Origin of the sequence: Mangrovibacter plantisponsor, assembly GCF_003182475.1 — a bacterium.
Lineage (GTDB): Bacteria > Pseudomonadota > Gammaproteobacteria > Enterobacterales > Enterobacteriaceae > Mangrovibacter > Mangrovibacter plantisponsor.
On the sequence record NZ_QGTS01000008.1, the window covers coordinates 49341 to 71456 of the forward strand.

General features: G+C 49.7%; 24 protein-coding genes and 1 riboswitch. Of the genes, 11 read left to right on the plus strand and 13 right to left on the minus strand.

What is annotated here, in order from left to right; translation table 11 throughout:
• Positions 1–138: 138 nt before the first annotated feature.
• The 3 genes from DES37_RS14085 to yoaA all read right to left on the minus strand — a co-directional run bounded on the left by DES37_RS14085 (position 139) and on the right by yoaA (position 3432).
• Entirely contained in the window at positions 139–726 is a 588-nt protein-coding gene (locus tag DES37_RS14085; RefSeq protein ID WP_036107311.1) for a Slp/YeaY family lipoprotein, read from the minus strand.
• Positions 727–757: 31 nt separating this feature from the next.
• Complete coding sequence (gene tsaB / locus DES37_RS14090) at positions 758–1453, minus strand: tRNA (adenosine(37)-N6)-threonylcarbamoyltransferase complex dimerization subunit type 1 TsaB (protein WP_110026297.1); 696 nt, start codon at positions 1451–1453, stop codon at positions 758–760.
• Between the two features lie 68 nt (positions 1454–1521).
• Entirely contained in the window at positions 1522–3432 is a 1911-nt protein-coding gene (yoaA, locus tag DES37_RS14095; protein ID WP_110026298.1) for a DNA repair helicase YoaA, read from the minus strand.
• A 142-nt stretch (positions 3433–3574) separates the two neighbouring features.
• Here yoaA and DES37_RS14100 point away from each other — a divergent pair, with 142 nt between their 5' ends.
• On the plus strand, positions 3575–3919 hold the full coding sequence (locus tag DES37_RS14100) for a RidA family protein (RefSeq protein WP_036107303.1): 345 nt from the start codon (positions 3575–3577) through the stop codon (positions 3917–3919).
• Between the two features lie 35 nt (positions 3920–3954).
• Here DES37_RS14100 and DES37_RS14105 read toward each other — a convergent pair whose 3' ends face one another.
• Positions 3955–4143 (minus strand): YoaH family protein, encoded by a 189-nt coding sequence (locus DES37_RS14105; RefSeq protein ID WP_036107300.1) that lies wholly within the window; start codon positions 4141–4143, stop codon positions 3955–3957.
• 106 nt (positions 4144–4249) lie between these two features.
• Here DES37_RS14105 and pabB point away from each other — a divergent pair, with 106 nt between their 5' ends.
• The 4 genes from pabB to DES37_RS14125 all read left to right on the plus strand — a co-directional run bounded on the left by pabB (position 4250) and on the right by DES37_RS14125 (position 9460).
• On the plus strand, positions 4250–5608 hold the full coding sequence (gene pabB / locus DES37_RS14110) for an aminodeoxychorismate synthase component 1 (RefSeq protein ID WP_110026300.1): 1359 nt from the start codon (positions 4250–4252) through the stop codon (positions 5606–5608).
• Between the two features lie 3 nt (positions 5609–5611).
• Entirely contained in the window at positions 5612–6190 is a 579-nt protein-coding gene (locus DES37_RS14115) for a CoA pyrophosphatase (protein ID WP_036107296.1), read from the plus strand.
• Positions 6191–6355: 165 nt separating this feature from the next.
• Positions 6356–7720 carry an L-serine ammonia-lyase gene (gene sdaA, locus DES37_RS14120; protein WP_036107293.1) on the plus strand — a complete coding sequence of 455 codons (1365 nt, stop codon included), beginning with the start codon at positions 6356–6358 and terminating at the stop codon, positions 7718–7720.
• A 168-nt stretch (positions 7721–7888) separates the two neighbouring features.
• Entirely contained in the window at positions 7889–9460 is a 1572-nt protein-coding gene (locus DES37_RS14125; protein WP_110026301.1) for an EAL domain-containing protein, read from the plus strand.
• Positions 9461–9464: 4 nt separating this feature from the next.
• Here the strand turns inward: DES37_RS14125 and DES37_RS14130 are convergent, their stop codons facing one another.
• Positions 9465–11018, minus strand: a complete 1554-nt coding sequence (locus DES37_RS14130; RefSeq protein WP_110026303.1) for a TerC family protein — start codon at positions 11016–11018, stop codon at positions 9465–9467.
• Between the two features lie 437 nt (positions 11019–11455).
• On the opposite strand from DES37_RS14130, the gene manX reads away from it, so the two are divergent.
• From manX to mntP, 5 genes are all read left to right on the plus strand, one after another.
• Complete coding sequence (gene manX, locus DES37_RS14135; RefSeq protein ID WP_110026305.1) at positions 11456–12412, plus strand: PTS mannose transporter subunit IIAB; 957 nt, start codon at positions 11456–11458, stop codon at positions 12410–12412.
• Positions 12413–12484: 72 nt separating this feature from the next.
• Positions 12485–13285 (plus strand): PTS mannose/fructose/sorbose transporter subunit IIC, encoded by an 801-nt coding sequence (locus DES37_RS14140; protein ID WP_110026306.1) that lies wholly within the window; start codon positions 12485–12487, stop codon positions 13283–13285.
• Between the two features lie 12 nt (positions 13286–13297).
• Complete coding sequence (locus tag DES37_RS14145) at positions 13298–14149, plus strand: PTS mannose transporter subunit IID (RefSeq protein ID WP_036107486.1); 852 nt, start codon at positions 13298–13300, stop codon at positions 14147–14149.
• 55 nt (positions 14150–14204) lie between these two features.
• Positions 14205–14663 (plus strand): DUF986 family protein, encoded by a 459-nt coding sequence (locus DES37_RS14150; protein ID WP_036107281.1) that lies wholly within the window; start codon positions 14205–14207, stop codon positions 14661–14663.
• A gap of 186 nt (positions 14664–14849) precedes the next feature.
• Positions 14850–15028, plus strand: a riboswitch (yybP-ykoY riboswitch).
• A gap of 5 nt (positions 15029–15033) precedes the next feature.
• Positions 15034–15600: a manganese efflux pump MntP gene (gene mntP / locus DES37_RS14155; protein WP_110026310.1), complete on the plus strand. Its 567-nt coding sequence runs from the start codon at positions 15034–15036 to the stop codon at positions 15598–15600.
• Here mntP and rlmA read toward each other — a convergent pair.
• The 7 genes from rlmA to mgrB all read right to left on the minus strand — a co-directional run bounded on the left by rlmA (position 15597) and on the right by mgrB (position 20858).
• Positions 15597–16418, minus strand: a complete 822-nt coding sequence (rlmA, locus tag DES37_RS14160) for a 23S rRNA (guanine(745)-N(1))-methyltransferase (protein ID WP_110026312.1) — start codon at positions 16416–16418, stop codon at positions 15597–15599. The genes mntP and rlmA overlap by 4 nt on opposite strands.
• Before the next feature lie 62 nt (positions 16419–16480).
• Entirely contained in the window at positions 16481–18226 is a 1746-nt protein-coding gene (gene ftsI / locus DES37_RS14165) for a peptidoglycan glycosyltransferase FtsI (RefSeq protein WP_425451717.1), read from the minus strand.
• Positions 18227–18451: 225 nt separating this feature from the next.
• Complete coding sequence (gene cspE, locus DES37_RS14170) at positions 18452–18661, minus strand: transcription antiterminator/RNA stability regulator CspE (protein WP_036107273.1); 210 nt, start codon at positions 18659–18661, stop codon at positions 18452–18454.
• Between the two features lie 23 nt (positions 18662–18684).
• Positions 18685–18816, minus strand: coding sequence for a DUF2627 domain-containing protein (locus DES37_RS14175; protein WP_072006922.1), 132 nt, complete (start codon positions 18814–18816; stop codon positions 18685–18687).
• 488 nt (positions 18817–19304) lie between these two features.
• Positions 19305–20309 carry an MBL fold metallo-hydrolase gene (locus DES37_RS14180; RefSeq protein ID WP_110026315.1) on the minus strand — a complete coding sequence of 335 codons (1005 nt, stop codon included), beginning with the start codon at positions 20307–20309 and terminating at the stop codon, positions 19305–19307.
• Between the two features lie 34 nt (positions 20310–20343).
• Positions 20344–20649 carry a YebO family protein gene (locus tag DES37_RS14185; RefSeq protein WP_110026317.1) on the minus strand — a complete coding sequence of 102 codons (306 nt, stop codon included), beginning with the start codon at positions 20647–20649 and terminating at the stop codon, positions 20344–20346.
• A gap of 65 nt (positions 20650–20714) precedes the next feature.
• A complete protein-coding gene (gene mgrB, locus DES37_RS14190) occupies positions 20715–20858 on the minus strand; it encodes a PhoP/PhoQ regulatory lipoprotein MgrB (protein WP_036107482.1) in 144 nt (47 codons plus the stop codon).
• Positions 20859–21014: 156 nt separating this feature from the next.
• Between mgrB and DES37_RS14195 the strand changes: the two genes are divergently transcribed.
• Positions 21015–21257 carry a YobH family protein gene (locus DES37_RS14195; RefSeq protein ID WP_036107267.1) on the plus strand — a complete coding sequence of 81 codons (243 nt, stop codon included), beginning with the start codon at positions 21015–21017 and terminating at the stop codon, positions 21255–21257.
• A 48-nt stretch (positions 21258–21305) separates the two neighbouring features.
• On the opposite strand, the gene kdgR is transcribed toward DES37_RS14195, so the two are convergent.
• Positions 21306–22097 (minus strand): DNA-binding transcriptional regulator KdgR, encoded by a 792-nt coding sequence (gene kdgR / locus DES37_RS14200; RefSeq protein WP_036107265.1) that lies wholly within the window; start codon positions 22095–22097, stop codon positions 21306–21308.
• Positions 22098–22116: the final 19 nt, after the last annotated feature.

The window sequence follows — 22116 nt, forward strand, 5'->3', positions numbered from 1 at the left end:
AGCGTACCAGTTAACTCCGTTACGCTGTTTGCAGGTTGCGAAGCGCGTCACTAATTTATTTTTCCGTCCATGAAAACAAAGAAACAGCGACAAAGTCACTGTTTCTAAATACTCAAACCCGGACCTCTGTTTAACTGATTATTCAGTCACTACTGATTCGACACGTGCCGGACCATAGTTGTAATACCCCCAGGGCGCCGGACGCATGCGTAAATGGTAGCCTGCCCCCCACATCCATGGGTCAACGACATCAGGTGGGCTGACCACTTGCTGAACCACTCGCCAGCGTTTGAACCCAGTCGCTTTCATGACCATCCAGGTATACTGGCTCTGGCCAATTTTACCTTTTTCGGTTCCGGTAATCGGCCCGACAACCGTGATAAGGTGCCCCCGGTAATCAACCGGGTCGAGGAAACCTGCGACATCGGCGTAAATACGCCCTACGGAGGCCTGCCCCAACTCTGGCCTTGCGCCTTCATCCAGCGGCATTACCGCAATCTCAAGGCGAGTTTTACCGTCCAGATTCTGCAACCCAATAACTTTGCCACCAAAACGCGCCTCTTCACCTACATACAATGAAGGCGCATTCATCACGCGAACTAAATCCATTTGCGGAGTTGGACTGGTGCCTTTAATGGCATCCGGCACACTCACACACCCGGTTAACAGCAGGCAGGCCACTAACCCCAGGCCATAAATACCACGACGCACTGAACCACCAGCCATAAAAAACTCCTTACTCCGCAAACAGGCGCTCTTATTCCCGACCCGGCAATTTCTTCCAGGCCACTTCATTTCTAAGGTATACAGGTTCAGCCTGTTCAACTGCTATCGTTTTTTGTTGCAAAACGGCCTGTATTGCAAACGGCAGCATATCTTCCGCCATGGGTAAAGAAACACCTCCGGGTACCACGGACAGACCCGTATCTTTCGCCATATCAGGCCAGGCTTCCCACCCGGTACCTACCGTTACCCATTCACCATCGAGTTGCTGTAAACGCGCAGTCACAGCCTCAGGCTTGCAGACACGTTCTGTTTCTTCCCCGTGCCACTGGCCTGTTGCATCGCGCTGGTATTCAGCCCAGTAAACTTCCCCCATGCGGGCATCAATGGCACACAATACCCGGGTTGCCCCCGACAGACGAAACGCCCCCTGTGCCATTGTCGCCAGTGTCGATACGCCAGCCAGAGGCAATTGCGCGCCAAGCGCCAGCCCTTGTGCGATACCAATACCAATCCGCACGCCTGTAAAACTGCCCGGTCCACGGCCAAAAGCGAGAGCATCAACGTCAGACAAAGAAACGCCGCTCTGGTTCAGTAATTCCTGTACCAAAGGGAGAATACGCTGTGTATGCTCACGCGGGCACAGCTCAAAGTGGGCGTATGTTTTACCGTCGTTCCACACGGCGACAGAACATGCTTCGGTGGCGGTATCAATAGCCAAAATTCGCATGGGTGGTACTAACCTCAGGACAAAGACAATTACAAAATGGCGCGCATTCTAGCACACCCCAGGGCAAATTACTCCGCCGGCCTTTGGCGCAAAAATTCCGCCGCACGTTCTATATCCCTGGTGCGTGGCGCATCAGGCAGGCTACCAAGAAATATCTCGCCATAGGGGCGCATCACCAGTCGCGGGTCGCAAATCACTAACACACCCCGGTCGCTGGTATCACGGATCAGTCGCCCCACACCCTGCTTAAGCGTAATCACGGCTTCAGGTAGTTGGACTTCATCAAATGGCTCACCACCCCGTAACCGGCAATCTTCCATACGCGCTTTCAGTAACGGATCATCGGGAGAGGTGAATGGCAGTTTATCGATAATAACCAGGGACAGTGCATCCCCGCGAACATCGACACCTTCCCAGAAACTGCTGGTCGCTACCAACAAGGCATTACCTGCTGAAATAAATTGCTCCAGCAACTGCGCTTTGCCGGTTTCGCCCTGCAGTAATACTGGCAACGTCATGGTAGCCCGAAATTGTTCGGCCAGGTCGCGCATCATTGCGTGAGAAGTACACAACACAAAACAACGCCCGTTGTTCGCTTCGATCAGTGGGCGAAGCATGGATGCAAGCCTGCGCCCGGCACCTGGTTTGCCAGGCTCTGGTAACCCACGCGGCACACAGAGCAGTGCCTGGTGGGCGTAATCAAAAGGGCTCGGCAAGAGTAATGTTTGCGCATCATCCAGCCCCAGGCGGTCAGTAAAATGGTGCAAATCATCATTCACTGACAGCGTCGCGGAGGTAAACACCCAGCACCCTTTTTTCTCTTTGATCACTTCAGTAAATTTATCTGCCACACTGAGCGGTGTCAGGGCCAGAGTAAAGTTACGGCTGGTACACTCATACCAGTAACTGTAGCCTGTCTGGCTGGTTTCCTTGAGGCGTTTCAGGCGTGCCCGATACAGGGTGACACGCTCAAAAGCCGCATCCAGCAACGCTGAGCGGCCCAGGGATAATTTTGCCACGTCGTAACACAGTTCCAGAGAATCATCTAACAGCAACAGCGCGCGTTGCACGACTGTATCGGCCAGTAAATCTCTCAGGTTGCCACGAAAACCCGGCTCACCTAACTGCAGGCGGAAATCCAGGGTGCTCTGAGTGAGCCTGTCTGCACACTTCATTAATTGCTGGGTGTCTTTGACTTCCGTGCGGTAAGCAATGGCAATATCTTTGGCGACATCAAGCAACTGGCGACTGGAAAGGGACTGCCCAAAGTACTGGCTGGCGATGTCAGGTATCTGGTGGGCTTCATCAAAAATGGTGACATCGGCATCGGGAATGAGCTCGGCAAACCCACTGTCTTTGACCACCATATCGGCCATGAAAAGATGGTGGTTGACGACCACAATATCTGCATCCATCGCCTTTTTACGGGCTTTTACCACATAGCACTCTTTGTAGCGCGGGCAGTCAGCCCCCAGGCAGTTATCATTGGTGCTGGTCACCAAAGGCCAGACAGGCGCATCTTCCGCCACGCCATGGCAAGTGCTGGTGTCTCCGTCTTCGGTTTCGCTCACCCACTGGCGCAGAATCATCAGGTCGCTCAGGATTTGTACTGGTAAATCGCCACCGGCCAGCACTTGCTGTTCGAGGCGTTCAAGGCATAAATAGTTACTGCGCCCTTTCAGTAACGCCCGCCTGCCGGTGTAACCCAGCGCCCGGGCAATGGTGGGCAGATCCCTGCTGAACAGTTGATCCTGCAAGGCTTTTGAACCGGTGGAAATAATCACCTTTTTATCTGCCCGCAACGCAGGTGCCAGGTAAGCATAGGTTTTACCCGTTCCCGTACCTGCTTCGACGACCAGTGAATGGCTGCCGGTAATCGCTGCACTTACGGCCTGTGCCATCTGCCTTTGTGCTTCGCGCGGTTTAAAACCGTTGATGGCCTGTGCAAGTTGCCCGTCTGACGCAAAATCGTCTGCCACGTTTGTCCTCCCTAATGCCTGGCTGGCAGGCGTAAAGTGATGCCGATTATGTCAGGGGCGGCAAAGTTGTGCCAGTCATGGTGATTCTGACAAAACATTGTGGCACTCTGTGAGATTGTTTAAGAGTTATCGAGGAAAAAAGATGACGATTGTACGCCTGAATGCTGAGGACCGTTGGTCTGACGCTATCATCAATAATGGAACGATGTATTTTACTGTAGTCCCGGAAATTGACGGGACCGATGCGCAGCAGCAAGTTGAGAACTGCCTTGAACAAATTGAAGCTATGTTGCAGGAGCGCGGGGGGGATAAAACTCGCCTGATCGATGTTACCGTATTCCTTGCAGATAAAAACGATTTTGCCGCACTTAACCGCGCGTGGGACGCCTGGGTGGTGCACGGCAAAGCGCCGGTACGTACAACCGTTCAGGCACTGCTGATGAAGCCAGACTGGAAAGTAGAAATTAAAGTTATTGCAGCAATTTAAAACAGGCCCCGGACAGGGCCTGTTACCGGGCTCTGTCAGCTTTGCTGTTCGTCATCGTCTTCAAAGCGAACCGGAATTGCTTCACCGGTGAAAGTTTCACGTATTTCTTTCGCGACCAGAGCAATGGCCTCACCACTACTCATACCCTGAGCCATTAAGGACTGAATACGTTCAACAGCCTTTTGTTGCTCTTCATGGCTTAACGCGGGTAAACCTGCAAACATAATCAACTCCTGATAAATTAACGGCTGATTATTTCATGCTACCCGGTACAAAGCCAGATAACATGAACGCTGTTACTTTATTAATATTGTACTGAAGACAACTACCATGCCTGCTAAGTTGCACCAACTGCCCCTTCCCTGGCACGCAGATGCCATTACCCACTATTTTGCAAAGTTGAGCAATAAAACCTGGGCAATGTTGCTCCATTCCGGGAATGCTGAACACCCATACAGCCGGTTCGATATTTTGGTTGCAGACCCTTGCGCCACACTGGTAAGCCGTAATGGCTTGTCTGAATGTTATGATGGGCTGAACACTTCTTCACTTCATGGCGACCCGCTGGCGCACCTGAATACGCTTCTTGAGCGTTTTCCGTTTACTCCCGATGTGGATGAGTCACTTCCTTTCCAGGGCGGCGCGCTGGGCTTATTTGGTTATGACCTTGGCCGCCAGTATGAGCGGTTGCCTTCTCATGCACAGGCTGATTTGCACACTCCAGATATTGCGGTAGGTATTTATGACTGGGCACTGATTGCCGACCACCAGCACCAGGCGCTCACACTTATCAGTTGGCAGAATGCCGACACGCGCCTGGCCTGGCTTGAATCTCAGGAGCCAGGCAGCCCGGAGCCTTTTCAGTTAACCTCTGCCTGGCAGTCAAACATGACACAAGCGGAGTATCGCCAAAAGTTCAGCCAAATTCAGCACTGGTTGCATAGTGGTGACTGCTATCAGGTGAACCTTGCACAGCGTTTTTCTGCCCGTTACCAGGGCGACGAATGGCAGGCGTACCTGGCGCTGACTGAAGCGAATCGCGCTCCATTCAGTGCTTTTTTGCGCCTGCCCGGCAGTACCATACTCAGTGTTTCACCTGAGCGGTTTATTTACCTGCATGACAATCACATTCAGACGCGCCCCATTAAAGGAACACTCCCGCGCCTGCCAGACCCGGCAGCAGATAAACGCCAGGCAGAGCGGCTGGCGGCATCCACTAAAGATCAGGCAGAAAACCTGATGATTGTCGATTTGATGCGTAATGATATCGGCCGCGTGGCTGTTCCGGGTTCTGTGCGTGTTCCCGAACTTTTTGTCGTTGAGCCTTTTCCGGCAGTACACCATCTGGTCAGTACTATTACGGCTCGTTTACCTGATGATAAACGCGCATGTGATTTGCTGCGCGCCTGTTTCCCTGGTGGCTCAATCACTGGTGCGCCGAAAATCCGGGCAATGGAAATTATTGAAAGCCTTGAGCCTCAGCGGAGAAACGCATGGTGCGGTAGTATCGGTTACCTGAGTTTTTGTGGTTCGATGGACACCAGCATCACCATTCGCACACTGACTGCCGAGCAGGGTTACCTGTATTGTAGTGCCGGCGGGGGTATTGTGGCGGACAGTGAAGCAGACGCGGAATATCAGGAAACATTTGATAAAGTCAGCCGTATTCTTGGCGTATTAACGGAGTAACTGATGCACCTCAATGAGTTATCCATGGAGATGTTTTTATCGCGCTTTCAGTTGTTACAGCCGGGCACTGGCGAAATGTCACGCAATGCGCGCCAGGCAGCTGTACTGGTGCCGGTAGTGCGCCGTCAACAACCAGGGTTGTTGCTGACACGCCGCTCACCCCGGCTGCGTAAGCATGCAGGCCAGGTTGCCTTTCCCGGTGGAGCCGCCGACAGCACAGACCCGTCTTTGGTAGCAACGGCGTTACGCGAGGCCTGCGAAGAAGTCAGTATTCCTCCTGATGTGGTTGACATTATTGGCGTGCTGCCTGCAGTGGACAGTGTCACCGGTTTCAGTGTCACACCTGTTGTCGGCGTTATTCCTCCCGGTATTCATTACCACGCCAACCAGGACGAAGTTGCTGATGTGTTCGAAATGCCTTTGGCAGAAGCCTTGCGCCTGGCCCGCTATCACCCACTGGATGTTTACCGCCAAAACAATGCTCACCGGGTTTGGCTTTCCTGGTACCAGCACTATTTTGTCTGGGGAATGACCGCCGGGATTATCCGCCAGGTGGCGTTACAAATTGGCATGGATACATGAACTAGTAGCAAGGCAGAGATCCTGACACGGGCAGGTTTTCCTATTAGCCAAATTAAGCATATTCATTAGTTAAATTCATGTGAATAGTTTCCTCCCGGTAGCGATAAACTCTTACACTTAGCCCAGTTTTCTGCCATACATCAGCGGTTATTCAGGAGTGAATTCGTGATTAGTGTCTTCGACATGTTTAAAGTGGGTATCGGCCCGTCCAGCTCTCATACTGTCGGCCCCATGAAGGCGGGGAAACAATTTGCCGATGACCTGGTCACCCTTGGGATGATTGACCGGGTGAGCCGCATTGCGGTTGATGTCTATGGTTCCCTGTCACTGACAGGCAAAGGGCACCACACAGATATTGCCATTATTATGGGCCTGGCAGGTAACCAGCCAGACAACGTTGACATTGATTCCATACCTGCATTTATTCGCGATGTAGAAAACCGTGGGCGGTTATTAATCGCGGGCGGCCAGGCTGAAGTGGATTTCCCGAAAGATGATGGCATGCGTTTTCATAGCGAGAACCTGCCACTTCATGAAAACGGTATGCAAATTCATGCCTGGGACCAAACTTCTCTTATTTACAGTAAAACCTGGTACTCAATTGGCGGTGGTTTTATTGTTGATGAAGAACATTTTGGCCAGGCCGATGTCTCCCCTGTTACCGTCCCATATCCGTTTGATTCAGCCAAAATGCTGCTGGCACACTGTAAAGAGACCGGGTTATCGCTGTCTGGTTTGGTGCTTAAAAATGAACTGTCATTGCATTCTCGCAAAGATATTGATGACTACTTCGATGTTATCTGGCACACCATGCGCGCCTGTATTGACCGGGGCATGAATACCGAAGGTGTGCTGCCAGGCCCGTTGCGGGTTCCCCGCCGGGCATCTGCACTACGCCGCTTACTGATGTCCAGTGGTAAGTTGTCTAACGACCCAATGAATGTTATCGACTGGGTCAATATGTTCGCGCTGGCCGTGAACGAAGAAAATGCCGCAGGTGGGCGAGTGGTAACCGCGCCAACAAATGGCGCCTGTGGCATTGTTCCTGCCGTACTGAGTTACTACGATCATTTCATTGAATCGGTAAGCCCTGATATTGCCATCCGTTATTTCCTGGCTGCCGGGGCGATTGGCACATTATTCAAAATGAATGCGTCTATTTCTGGTGCAGAAGTTGGTTGCCAGGGCGAAGTGGGTGTTGCCTGTTCGATGGCAGCCGCCGGCCTGGCTGAATTATTGGGTGGCAGCCCTGAGCAAGTCTGTGTTGCCGCAGAAATAGGTATGGAACATAACCTCGGGCTCACCTGTGACCCGGTTGCCGGCCAGGTGCAGGTTCCCTGTATTGAGCGCAACGCTATCGCGGCAGTTAAAGCTATTAATGCCGCACGTATGGCTCTGCGTCGCACTTCCGAACCGCGGGTTTCACTGGATAAAGTTATCGAAACAATGTACGAAACCGGCAAAGATATGAATGCCAAATACCGGGAAACTTCCCGTGGCGGGCTGGCAATCAAAGTTCAGTGCGACTGATACGACTTATTTTTCCCGCCCTGCCAGCCTGCTAACGCTTCATACAGGCTGGCAATTTTCGTTTTGTGGCAGTACAGGCAAAGCCAGGATAATTTTTCAACCCTGTAAATATTTCCACTACACTAAAATTATTCTGCATTACCATCAGGTTACTTAAGGCAAACCGGCATGCACAACGCCCAACGGATGGTTCATCAGCATCAACGTAAACGGATTATTATCTGCCTGGTCCTCGGTTTAGTGGTGGTGGTGGCGACACTTGCTATTTGTTTTTTCCTGAATAAGACGACTCACCGGGCTGAGCGCCTCACTTTACAGCAGCAAACACGCCACGCACTGGATACCACACTTGCGCCACTAATGGCGTTGCAACTACCCGCCTCACTGTTCACTGGCAGTTGCCCGGATGCATCGCTGAAGTTACGTGAATACGTCGTCGCCCGGCCCTCGTTGCGGGCAGTTGCGCTGGTACAGAATGGCGAAGTAGGCTGCTCAAGTTTGTTTGGGGAACGCCACGTTCCACTTAACAGCCGCCAGCCCTGGTTCCCGTCTGCATCTGTGTATATCTGGCTTCAGCAAGACAAACTGTTACCGCAGCATGACCCGGTACTGGCAATTTGGTTACCCACATCAGCAGATGGAATGAGTGGCAGCCTGCAGGTGGTCAATATTAGCTACCTTGCTGATTTACTCTGGGCCACACAATCAGATTCTGGCGCTAAGCTTGCCATCGACGTTGGGGATACCTGGTTTATCCACGGTCAGGGGCTTACCCAGAACCTGGTGCCACAGCCTGGCGAGTCGATATCCACAGTACAGTCATCGATTCCCGGTATTTCCATATCACTGATCGGCCCTTCAATAACCCGTCTTGCCATACGGGATCTTCCCTCACAACTTCCCCTGGCGTTATTGTGCTCGCTGTTTGCAGTCTGGGCTATTTTGATAACGACCACTAAGCGGCTGAGTTTCATCCGTGAGTTGCAAACCGGAATTGCAGGTAAAGAGTTTGTGATTTACTGCCAGCCATTATTCAACTCTGCGACACTAAAATGTACCGGTGTTGAGATACTCTTACGCTGGGATAATCCACGTCAGGGCCCGGTTTCACCAGAAACCTTTATCCCTATTGCGGAAGATGTTGGCCAGGTTGCCAGCCTGACACGCTATGTGCTGTATGAAACCGCTATTCGTACTGCCTGCTTTCCTGAAGAAGCGGATTTCCATATTGGTATTAATGTTGCGGCACACCATTTTCAACGCGGCGAAATCCTTGACGACATTAAGCAATACTGGAGTACACAGAAACCTGTGCAACAACTGGTGATGGAGCTGACAGAACGTGACAGGCTGGAAGATAACGATATCCAGTATATTGCTGCAATGAAAACGTTAGGCGTCAAACTCGCCATTGACGATTTTGGAACTGGCCACAGCTCATTACAGCGCCTGGAAATGCTCAAACCGGATATTCTCAAGATTGATAAAAGCTTTGTCACGGCTATTGGTTCGGACGCCGTTAATACGCCTATCATCGATTTGATTGTTGCACTGGGGCATCGCCTGCATATCGATATGATTGCAGAAGGGATCGAAAATCATGAACAGGCAAGGTACTTGCGTGAACATGGTGTGTCAACGCTGCAGGGTTTTCTTTATGGTGAGCCAATGCCAGTAGAGGAATTCAGTGAGTGGCTGGCCCGCTATGAGCAGGCCGGCCCGTCACCCGCCGGGGAGTAATGCCTTAACCGGGCTGGGTGCCTGTGAGCATAGGGTCACGCGCAATGTGCACCAGTTCCACCCGGTACTCATTCACTTCCAGAATAGTAATCACCAGGCTTGCGATGTACAGCTTTTCACCGGCCAGCGGGATTTTGCCTTCGTTGGCAATAACCAGGCCCGCTACCGTCGCCACACTACTCTCCTCAGTCAGGCGCTCTTCCAGGCCAAGGTAGTTTTCCAGCGCATGTAAATCCGTGCTGCCTTTCACCAGCCAGCCGTTTTGGTCTGGCTGAATATCCAGGGTTTCATCCGCGTCCGGGAACTCGCCAGCAATAGCTTCTAACACATCCAGCGGAGTCACCAGCCCCTGAATAACGCCGAACTCATTACTGACGATAACGAAACTACCCCGGGCACGGCGCAATATGCCCAGCAAACTGATGGGATCGAGTGTTTCTGGTACCACTATTCCCGGAGAAGAAGCCGCAACAGCCGCAATATCTTCGCCTTTGTTGAGGGCTGCCAGCAACGATTTCGCGGTTACCACACCAATCAGCTCATCCAGCTCACCGCGGCAAACCGGAAACAGACTGTGAGGTGATGACATCACCAGGTCACGCACTTCATTTGCTTCCCGCAACGCGTCCACCCAACTAATGTCATTACGGGGGGTCATGATAGTGCGCAGCGAGCGCGATGACAGGCTCAGTACACCGTTAATCATGTAGCGTTCTTCTTCGGCAAACAGCTCTTCCTGGCGCTCGGGTGTTTCATGTTCCGCCACATTGCCAGATTGCCGGCGTTTACCCATCAGGCCCAGAATTGCACGGGCAGTTCTGGCGCGTAATGGTAAATGTGCGTGCTGGCGTACCGCATTACGGTGTGCTATCTGGTTGAAGCTCTCTATTAATATAGAGAAACCAATTGCTGCATACAGATAACCTTTAGGGATATGGAAGCCAAACCCTTCCGCCACCAGGCTCAGGCCAATCATCAGCAAAAAGCTCAGGCATAACACCACTACCGTTGGATGCGCGTTCACAAAAAGCGTCAGACGGCGTGATGCCAGTAACATGATGACCATTGCAATGACAACTGCGGCCATCATCACTGGCAGGTGGTTAACCATACCCACGGCAGTAATTACGGCATCAAGGGAGAACACCGCATCCAGGACAACAATTTGCAGCACTACAGCGCTAAAACTGGCATATCCTTTCCCGTGGCTGTCATCATGAGGGCGGTTCTCCAGCCTTTCGTGTAGCTCAGTAGTGGCTTTGAACAGCAAGAACAACCCGCCCACCAGCATTATCAAATCCCGGCCAGAAAACGACCAGGACGCCACACTGAACAAAGGCGTGGTAAGTGTCACAACCCACGAAATAAGCGACAACAATAACAGGCGCATCACGAGCGCGAGCGACAGCCCAATAACACGGGCCTTATCCCGCTGCGCCGGAGGTAATTTATTAGCCAGGATGGCAATAAACACCAGATTGTCGATGCCCAGTACAATTTCCAGTACCACCAGTGTCAGCAAGCCAACAATAACAGACGGATCCATTAACATTTCCATCAATGACTCCTGTAACCCGAGGCAGATAAAGGCGGTTTAACGCTGAAACGTTTTGGGAACGGCTCACCACAAGGCTGGTGTGAGTTTGAATAAAAAACACCCGACTGGGCAATTTGAAAGGTAAAGAAACGTCGGTGACGATCCATATAGTAGGGCTTACCCTGCACTCCAAATGTAAAAAGGATGGTTATCCTAACAATAAATTATAACTTTTGGTTAATATTTACCTAAGCTTGCAATAAAACCCTCATTTTTCTGCAGGATAATTAACGCTGCAATCGAAAATTAAGTTATCAGTAAATTAACGACCTGAGTCACATAATTTATTTTTTTACTATCTAAAATAAATCTCGCTGATGATTTCATTACTTAATCAATTCATAACGTTGATATTTTGCATCCCCATAGTGTTTACAAGGGCGAACAGGAGGTAGCAAGTGACCATTGCTATTGTCATAGGCACACACGGTTGGGCAGCTGAGCAATTGCTCAAAACTGCCGAAATGCTGCTAGGCGAGCAAGAAAACGTAGGCTGGATCGATTTTGTTCCCGGTGAAAATGCGGAAACCATTATCGAAAAATACCAGGCTCAATTAGCTAAACTGGAAACTGGGAAAGGCGTCCTTTTTCTTGTGGATACCTGGGGTGGGAGCCCATTTAATGCGGCCAGCCGTATTGTTGTCGACAAAGAAAACCACGAGGTCGTCGCCGGGGTTAACATCCCGATGCTGGTCGAAACTCTGATGGCGCGCGACGATAACCCTTCATTTGATGAACTGGTCAATATCGCGGTGGAAACAGGGCGTGAAGGCGTTAAGGCGCTTAAAGCACAGCCTGTAGCGAAACCCGCCAAACCGAAACCCGCTGCAGCGCCAGCGAAACCCATGACTGATGCCGACTATATGGTTATTGGCCTGGCGCGTATTGATGACCGCCTGATTCACGGGCAGGTTGCAACTCGCTGGACCAAAGAGACTAATGTCAACCGCATTATCGTAGTCAGTGATGAAGTGGCTGCGGATACCGTCCGTAAAACGTTGCTCACCCAGGTGGCCCCGCCAGGGGTAACCGCCCATGTTGTGGACGTTGCCAAAATGATTCGTGTCTACAACAACCCGAAATATGCCGGTGAACGTGTCATGTTGCTGTTCACTAACCCAACAGATGTCGAACGCATTGTTGAACAAGGGGTGAAAATCACAACTGTCAATATTGGGGGTATGGCCTATCGACAAGGGAAAACACAGGTAAACAACGCCGTCTCCGTTGATGAGAAGGATATTGAGGCATTCCGCAAACTGAATGCACGGGGCATCGAACTGGAAGTACGTAAAGTCTCCAATGACCCGAAACTCAAGATGATGGAACTCATCAACAAAGTCGGGAAGGAATAATCACGTTTAGGGCCGTCCCCCTTGTGACGACGGTTTCGGTATTCAGTCTGTTTACGTTATAGGAGAAGTACAATGGAGATTACTACTCTTCAAATTGTGCTGGTGTTTGTTGTCGCTTGTATTGCTGGTATGGAATCCATACTGGATGAATTCCAGTTTCACCGCCCCCTTATCGCCTGTACGCTCATTGGGGCCGTGCTGGGTGATATGAAAACCGGGATTATCATTGGTGGTACCCTGGAAATGATCGCCCTTGGCTGGATGAACATTGGTGCGGCAGTTGCACCTGATGCAGCACTGGCATCTATTATTTCAACCATCCTGGTTATTGCTGGTCACCAAAGCATTGGTGCAGGTATTGCGCTGGCAATACCACTGGCTGCTGCAGGCCAGGTACTGACTATCATCGTGCGTACCATTACTGTGGGCTTCCAGCATGCTGCAGACAGCGCTGCTGAAAAAGGTAACCTTAGCGCGCTTTCATGGATACACGTTTCAGCGTTACTGCTCCAGGCAATGCGTATCGCTATTCCGGCAGTTATCGTGGCTATCTCTGTTGGTACCAGTGAAGTTCAGAATATGCTCAATGCATTGCCTGAAGTGGTCACCAGTGGCCTCAATATTGCTGGTGGTATGATTGTTGTGGTTGGTTACGCAATGGTCATCAACATGATGCGTGCAGGCTACCTGATGCCGTTCTTCTATTTAGGGTTTGTTACCGCTGCATTCACCAATTTCAACCTGGTTGCACTGGGCGTAATTGGTGCTGTGATGGCAATTCTCTACATCCAGCTCAGCCCGAAATATAACCGCTCTGCAGCTGCACCTGCGCAGGCATCTGGCGCAAATGACCTCGATAACGAACTGGATTAATAGGTGAGCGATATGGTTGACATGACTAAAACTACTACTGAGAAGAAACTCACCCCAGGGGATATTCGTGGCGTATTCATTCGCTCCAATCTCTTCCAGGGTTCATGGAACTTTGAACGTATGCAGGCGCTCGGTTTCTGTTTTTCGATGGTGCCGGTAATTCGCCGCCTTTACCCGGAAAACAATGAAGCTCGTCGCCAGGCAATTAAACGTCACCTGGAGTTCTTTAATACTCACCCTTATGTCGCCGCCCCGGTTCTGGGCGTTACCCTCGCCATGGAAGAACAACGTGCCAATGGTGCGGAAATTGACGATGCGGCTATCAACGGTATTAAAGTCGGTCTGATGGGGCCACTGGCCGGTGTAGGTGACCCAATTTTCTGGGGTACCGTTCGCCCGGTCTTTGCTGCACTCGGTGCCGGTATTGCCATGAGTGGCAGCCTGCTGGGGCCTGTTCTGTTCTTTGTATTGTTTAACCTGGTACGCCTGCTCACTCGCTATTACGGTGTGGCTTATGGTTACCGTAAAGGTATCGATATCGTTAAAGATATGGGTGGCGGCTTCCTGCAAAAAATGACAGAAGGGGCGTCCATTTTGGGCCTGTTTGTCATGGGGGCGCTGGTCAATAAGTGGACCCATGTAAACATTCCACTGGTGGTGTCGAAAATTACCGACCAGACGGGTGCTGAAAAGGTCACGACAGTACAGAACATTCTTGACCAGTTAATGCCAGGCCTGGTGCCACTACTGCTCACATTTGCCTGTATGTGGCTGTTACGCCGTAAAGTTAACCCACTGTGGATCATTATTGGGTTCTTTGTAATTGGTATTGTTGGTTACGCTATTGGTCTGTTGGGCCTGTAACTGTAAGACACAAGGCCGGGGTTCGCCCCGGCCTGCATGCAGACAGGGATAACCTATGTCGTTTACGGATATCATTATTCTGGTTTTAACGCTTGCCTTTTTCGCCTTTGCTCTTTACGACGAAATTATCATTAACCACCTCAAATCCCCCACTCTGCTCTCGATACCTTTGCTACGCCGTAGCCGGGCTGACGGAATGATTTTTGTCATTCTGGTCGCCATTCTTATTGGCAACAACATCCATGCTCAGGGCCCGGCCTTTACTACGTGGTTATTAAGTGCACTGGCACTGGTTGGTTTCTATATATTCTGGATAAGGACTCCCCGGGTGCGGTTCAAAAAAGCAGGTTTCTTTTTTAGTGGGTTTTGGACTCCCTACTCAAAAATAACCGCGATGAATTTATCTGAAGACGGAGTACTGGTTTTTCAGTTAGGTGAACGTCGATTATTGATCTGCGTCAGAAATATAGACGATCTTGAAAAGATATATAAATTTATGGTCAATAATCAATAAGTTAGATATATAGCCTTGTCTATGTATTATACCGCAATGCATAACAAGGCTTATTTTTTATTCATATTCTGCTGCCGATTCAGGCAACTCTATTAATAAGCTCTTTTTATTTACCCTCAACTGAAAATAGTTATCATTTTCAAATATATATCAATATTGTTTTATTCCCTAAAATTATGTTAAGGTGCGCGCATCATTGGGGAGTAGCTGATTTCCTTTATTGGAAATGTACGTGTCAACATACTCGTTTAAATAACGTGGCGCGTACGGGCTGTGATTAGCACAGTCAGGCGAGACCAAAGACAGTTATCGGCGCTGTTTACTGGGGGCGCTGTGCTGTTCTTTGTCAATTCCCCGGTCAGGATGCTTTATGAATCTTTCAGCAATGATTCTTCTCGCCCTTGGTATGTCAATGGACGCATTTGCGGCAGCAATTGGCAAAGGGGCAACTCTCCATAAACCCAAATTCAGCGAAGCGCTGCGTACCGGTATTATCTTTGGTTCTATAGAAACACTGACTCCCCTTATTGGTTGGGGGTTAGGGTTAGTCGCCAGTCAATTTGTCCTCACCTGGAATCACTGGATTGCCTTCCTGCTGTTGTTGTTTCTTGGTGTGCGCATGCTTATTGAAGGGATCCGTGGCGAAACCGATGATGACGCTGAGCCACTTGCCCGGCACAGTTTCTGGCTTTTGGCCACCACCGCAGTAGCAACCAGCCTGGATGCAATGGCTGTAGGTGTTGGCCTGGCTTTTCTTAATGTCAACATAATCCATATGGCGCTGATGATTGGCTGCGCCACTCTGGTAATGTCCACACTGGGTATGATGGTTGGCCGCTTTATAGGCCCGCTACTGGGTAAACGGGCTGAAATACTTGGCGGTCTGGTACTGATTGGTATTGGATGTGAAATCTTGTGGGCCCATTTTGCGGGTTAAACCGCCAGCTCCCGTTGCCATACCTGAATCAGGAAATCTGCTTTGCAGGTAAACGATGCTCTGGCAGCTAACTCAGCTTTGGTTTCTTCACTGGCATGCCAGGCAAATGGGGTCATCTGCAACAGCGACCAGGCTTGCGGGCCAGTTAGCTGCAAATTTGCCTGTAATGGCAGTGATTCTGCCAGCCGGAACCCCGGCAACTGCTCGCTGTGTTCCGGATGTAAACGCACCTGCGGGTAAATCAGCGCCTTCAGTTCATACAAGTGTTCCGGGCCCGGTGTGGCGGTAATCACGATACCACCGGGTTTGACCACACGTTGCAACTCCATACTGTTACAGGGCGCGTAGATGCGCACCACCCCGTCCAGGCTGTTCTCTTCAAATGGCAGGCGCTGGCTGGAGGCAACACAGAAATGAACAGAAGCATACCGTTTGGCAGCCATGCGAATGGCTACTTTTGATACATCAAGCCCGTAGCAGCTGCCCCGCCGTTCGTTGACCCACAGCGCAAACTCACTGGTGTAATACCCTTCTCCACAGCCAATATCCAGCAAAGCGGGCGCGTTTTCCGGCAACCAATGTGCCAGTTGGCTGGTAATAAACGAACGCAATGGCTGGTAATGCCCGCTGTCCAGAAATTCACGCCGGGCCAGTATCATTTCGGCATTATCACCAGGGTCTTTTGACCGCTTGTGATGAACCGGTAATAAATTGATATACCCTTCGCGCGCCAGGTCAAAACGATGCCCGGCACTGCAGACCATGCTTTTATTCTCGCCGTGCAGTTTTGCGTGGCACAGCGGACACAAATACAACATAACCACTCCTGTCAAACTCACTGCGCGCAGTTTACCTGCAAGTCTGCGCGCAGCAAATGGTTTTACAAGGCGGGATGGCTGTCATCGCTGTGCCCGAGCACTATCAGATTAGGATCACCGGCAGGTATGCCATCAGGTTCAACATTCTCAAGGCGCAACACATCCCCCATAATCTGGCTGAAGACTGGAGCTGATACCGCACCACCATAGTACTGGCCATTTGAAGGATTATTAATGACCACAACCAGTGCAAAACGCGGATCACTGGCAGGCGCAACTCCGGCGGTATAGGCAATATAATTATCGATGTATTTACCATCCGGGCCGATTTTTTTCGCGGTCCCGGTTTTAACAGCAACCCGATAATCTTTGACTGCGGCCTTAATGCCACCACCACCAGGCAACGCCACACTTTCCATCATGTGTTCAACTTCATGAACGATCTTTTCTGGCATTACCCGCGTTCCGACAACCGGTGGGTCGACACGGGTTATCGAAAGCGGACGGGAAATGCCAAAACTGCCTATCGTTGCATAGACATGGGCAAGCTGCAGAGGCGTTACCATCATGCCGTAACCGAATGAAAACGTCGCGCGATCCAGTTGGCTCCAGAAACGCCGGTTTGGCATGTAGCCTGAGCTTTCCCCAGTCAATCCAAGACCTGTGCTTTGCCCAAAACCAAATGCCTTATACGTGGTTATCAAATCCTGTATTGGCATTGCCAGTGACAAGTGTGACACCCCGGTATCACTCGATTTTTGCAGAATACCGGTCAGTGATAACTCCGGGTACCAGCCAACATCGCGAATACGGTGACCATCCACAACATAGGGGTGTGTATCAATCACATCATCGGGTTTAACAATACCCGCTTTTAACGCTGTCATTATCACCATTGGTTTGACTGTCGAGCCTGGTTCAAATGTGTCACTGATTGCCCGGTTACGGAAATCATCCAGTTTTGCGCCATCGCGATTATTTGGGTTGTAAGTGGGGTAACTCGCCATTGCCAGAATTTCCCCTGTGCGCACATTAATCAGCACAGACGCACCCGAGTCTGCTTTGTTCCAGCGAACAGCATTACTTAATGCATCTTCGGTTACTGTCTGTAACCGTTTATCGATACTGAGAATAATATTATGGGCTGGCGTACCGGGAACCTCGGTAATATTTTCCACTACGTGCCCATAACGGTCTTTACGTACCAGGCGCTTGCCTTCCTTGCCAAGCAACTGGCTATTGAAGCTTTTTTCCACACCCTCAATGCCCTGCCCATCAATATTGGTAAAACCCAGCAGGTTTGAAGCAATATGCCCGGAAGGGTAAAAACGGCGAGACTCTTCGCGTAAATTAATTCCAGGAAGGTTTAGTTTATCTATCCAGCGTGCCTGTTCAGGGTCAACCTGACGGGCCAGGTAAATAAAGCGCCCTTGCGGGTTACGGTTTATTCGCTGTGAAAGGGAGTTGAGAGAAATTTTAAGCGCACTGGCCAGTGCCTGCCAGCGGTCATTAACCTGAACACCACCTTTTGCTATAACAGTCTTGGGATCTGCCCAAATCGCTTCCACTGGAACACTGACTGCCAGTGGGTCGCCATTGCGGTCTTCAATCATGCCACGCGGCATAACAATCGGCTCCTCGCGTAACGACCGCATATCCTCCTGTTGCACTAACGGCCCGGGTGAAATAATTTGCAACCAGCCAACCCGGACAAGCAACAACACCAGGCTCAACAATATAGCAAGGCACAACAGCCCGAAACGCCATGAAATGAAGTTACCCGTTGGCAATACAGGATTTTTCTTCACAAACATCCCTTCTGAAACAATAAAAATGACGCTGAAATTAGAACCTAACCACTATCAGAAAGGGAGAAAACTCTGCTAATACCTTCACGATATTGCAACAAGACACAAACAGAAGCGGGATGTGAAATATTTTGTAAGATATTGCCAAATCCCAGAAAGATAAAAGCCCCGCTATAAGCGAGGCTTTTGAATTGTGATGTATGTGCGTGGCTTGCGCCGTGCAACTTACAGCGCAACAACGTTAACCGCTGCCGGGCCTTTCTGACCATCCTGAATTTCGAACTCTACGTTCTGGCCTTCAGCCAGAGTTTTGAAGCCGTTACCCTGGATTGCAGAGAAGTGAACGAACACATCTTTGCTACCATCAGCAGGAGTAATGAAACCAAAACCTTTTGCTTCGTTGAACCACTTAACTTGACCTTTGATCTTTGCCATTTCTAAATTTCCTTAGTTTGTTTCTACGCCCACAGGCATACCTGAGATAAAACAGAGACATTACTGCTTGAGGCACTAATAAAAGGTTCGGCAGAGAAGCGGTATTCAACGACAACGTGTTTACTCAAAACTTCTTTACTGAAAATGCCACACATAAACAGAACTGTACCTCGTTTGACTCAAAGTGTTATCACATACAACGTTTATAATGGCAAGCCATTTTTAAACGTGCATCGATCTAACGCACAAATTCAGTAAGTTAGTTTTCATGAATGCTCAGTTATGCGCAAATATTCATTAAACAAAACTTATGACCACAGTTAATTCCGTGACTGTGCTGCTATATTGATGTAACTTTTCTAACATAGACCAATCACTTCCCTGCGTCCAGCGGCTCTCAGCAAAAGAGATATAGAAAATTCTGCTGGATGAATACAGCGCATAGCTATGCAGTTTCAATTGCCTTAACAAGGCCCGCTTCGGTGCAATAATGTGATTCAGATTCCATTCTGGAACATGCACCAAAATAATGACAGTTTAATGAACCTGCATCAAAATAATGCAAAGATTTATTTACCCATGAATAAAAAGAGTCAGTTCCAATCACCCGGGCATATATATAACCAAAGGAATATGATAATAATTAAATGTTATTTTTAATTAACTCATGGTACTGACCTATTCTGCAGCATTGAAAATATTTCGAATCTTCTCCTTTATTTTTCAACGCCTGCAGTAGTTTATCGGGTGGTTCATCAATGGATTCATCGGCAAGCTCAAATACCCCCCAATGGATGGGGATAGCATACGGCCGGCCAATTTGCTGCCACACTGAAACGCTTTCTTCAGGCGACATATGATGCGGATGCATGAACCATTCTGGTGCATAGGCCCCAACAGGCAAGGCAACCATATCCGGTTGGCCAACGCGCAACACAAAATCAGACAGTTGCGGAAAGTAACCCGTATCGCCACTGAACCAAAACCGGCAATCGTCACTTTCAAGAACCCATCCACACCATAAGGAACGGTTACGGTTCCACGGTGTTCTCATACTCCAGTGTTGAGCCGGAACCGCGGTTAATACCAATCCTTGCCAGACATATGACTGCATCCAGTCGAGTTCTATAACCTGTTGAATGCCACGCCGCATAAACCAGTTACCCAACCCGAGTGGAACGAAATAGCAGGCCTGGGGATGGTAACGCTTTAACTGACTGATAGCCGTGCTGTCGAGGTGGTCATAATGGTTATGAGAAATGACAACAGCACCGACTGGCGGTAACTCAGCGACGGACGTACAGGGAGGCGTTTTGCGTGACGGCCCGGCAAAAGAGACCGGTGATGCACGCTGAGAAAAAACCGGATCAATAAGGATATTAATACCGTTCAGACGGGCCAGAACAGAAGCATGTCCCAGCCACCAAATCCCGTCTTCCTCTGCGGAAAAATCGGCGCGCTGCCACCAGGTACTAATAAACGCGTCGTAACCCGCGGCCGGAGGATGAGGCAACTTCGCCTGTTTGCGTTCTGCACGCCATTTATCGAGGTCTCCGGGGCGATGGCCGGCAGCAGGGTCAAGATTCACAAAACCGTCAATACGGTGATGCGCTTTCTGGGCGTTAAACCAGGGGTTTTTCCAGGCCATACTGTCAAATGCCACCGCTCACAGTGCTCAGGACTTAACGTTCAGCAACCAGACGGATAAAATCATCACCTTCTTCTTGTGTTGCTACCTGTGGAGCTGGCTCAGAGCCAGAATCTTCATGGCTGACTTCTGCCTGTTCATTGGCATCACACAAACGGCGCAGTAACACGATTTGGCGTTTCTGTTGATCTACCAGTGTATTGAGTAACGCGATTTGCTGGTTAGCTTTAACGCTTGCGCGGTTAGCAAAAAACCAAAGAACGAGACCGAGGATAACCATTATTGCCGAAATCACCAGGGGCATAAGTGTTACAGTGCCCGGGTTCATTACATTGTCCATCTTACCACCTCAAAAAAAAACCATTATACCACCGGCACTACAGTGAAAAGCCAGCGACATAAAGCTTACCAGGGAATGTACTTATTAATTGTACAAATACCGCTGAAAAACTGGACATCCTGGTCGCACATCACGTTAAAAACCTGTAACCACACCAGCAACGAGGCCAACAGTAGTGCCACCAGGAGTACCCATCGGTATTTTCTCACCATATTCTCCAGTTATCGATCATTGGCAATAAGATAGCATGCTAATGTTAAACCAAGTGTCTCTGCATACAGGATACGCTTTTCGGATTCATCATATTGCCATCTTCCCCTTCAGAATTGATGATACTGGAATAATATCAATGATAAAGAGGTTCTATGCGCCTGATTATTCGTTTAGTTATTGCTCTTGCAGTGTTGTGGGTTGGTTTACTGGTGAGTGGCTATGGCATTTTAATCGGTTCACATGAGAATGCCGCCGGGCTTGGTATTAAGTGTAACTACCTGACGGCCCGGCATGTTACATCTGCTCAGTACCTGCACCTGGACAATAATTTTCTTGGTGTCACCAGTTGCCCGCTGCTGCGTAAAACTGACGAAGTGATTGATACCGGGCAATAGTCAACAACGCACCGGCTGGCCGGTGCGTTTATTACCTCTCAGTACAACTCAGAATGGGTAGTCGTTGTAACCCATTTGCTGGGAAATAATACGTGCAGCATTGTGCAACATACTAACGTATTCATGCAGTTTATCTTCAGAGAAACGTAACGTTGGGAAAGAAATACTCAACCCGGCGATCACCACACCAAAGCGGTCAAAGACCGGCACGGCGATACAACGCAACCCTTCTTCCTGCTCTTCGTTATCTTCCCCAAAGCCCTGTTTGCGCACAACTTCCAGCACTTCAAGTAACTCTTCAGTACTGGAAATTGTCCGATCAGTACTACGGGTGTACTCAACATGTTCGAGAATCGACAATACTTCATCGCGATCACGCCAGGCTAACAACACCTTCCCAATAGCAGTACTGTGTAACGGGTTACGGCGGCCGATACGCGAATACATGCGCAGGTTGTACATTGAATCGATTTTATGGATGTAAACGATACTGTCTTCATCCAGCGCACCCAGGTGAATAGTCTCTTTCGTTAAACGGGAAATTTCCCGCATTTGCAGGTCTGCGCTGCGAATAAGATCGACGTTTTGTAACGCTTTAGCCCCCAGTTCGAACAACTTCAGGGTGAGAGAGTATTTTTCTGACTCGCCTTCCTGAGCTACATAACCAAGGGATTTCATGGTTTGTAAAAATCGATACACTGTGCTTTTGGACATCATCACGCGTTGCGACAGTTCAGTGATACCAATCTCTCGCTCCTCACCCAGTGCCTGAAGAATCCCAAACACCTTCAGCACTGAAGATACAGAATCAGGCTGTTTATCCAGATCTGCCACTGACATTAATCACCTCTATCGCGCA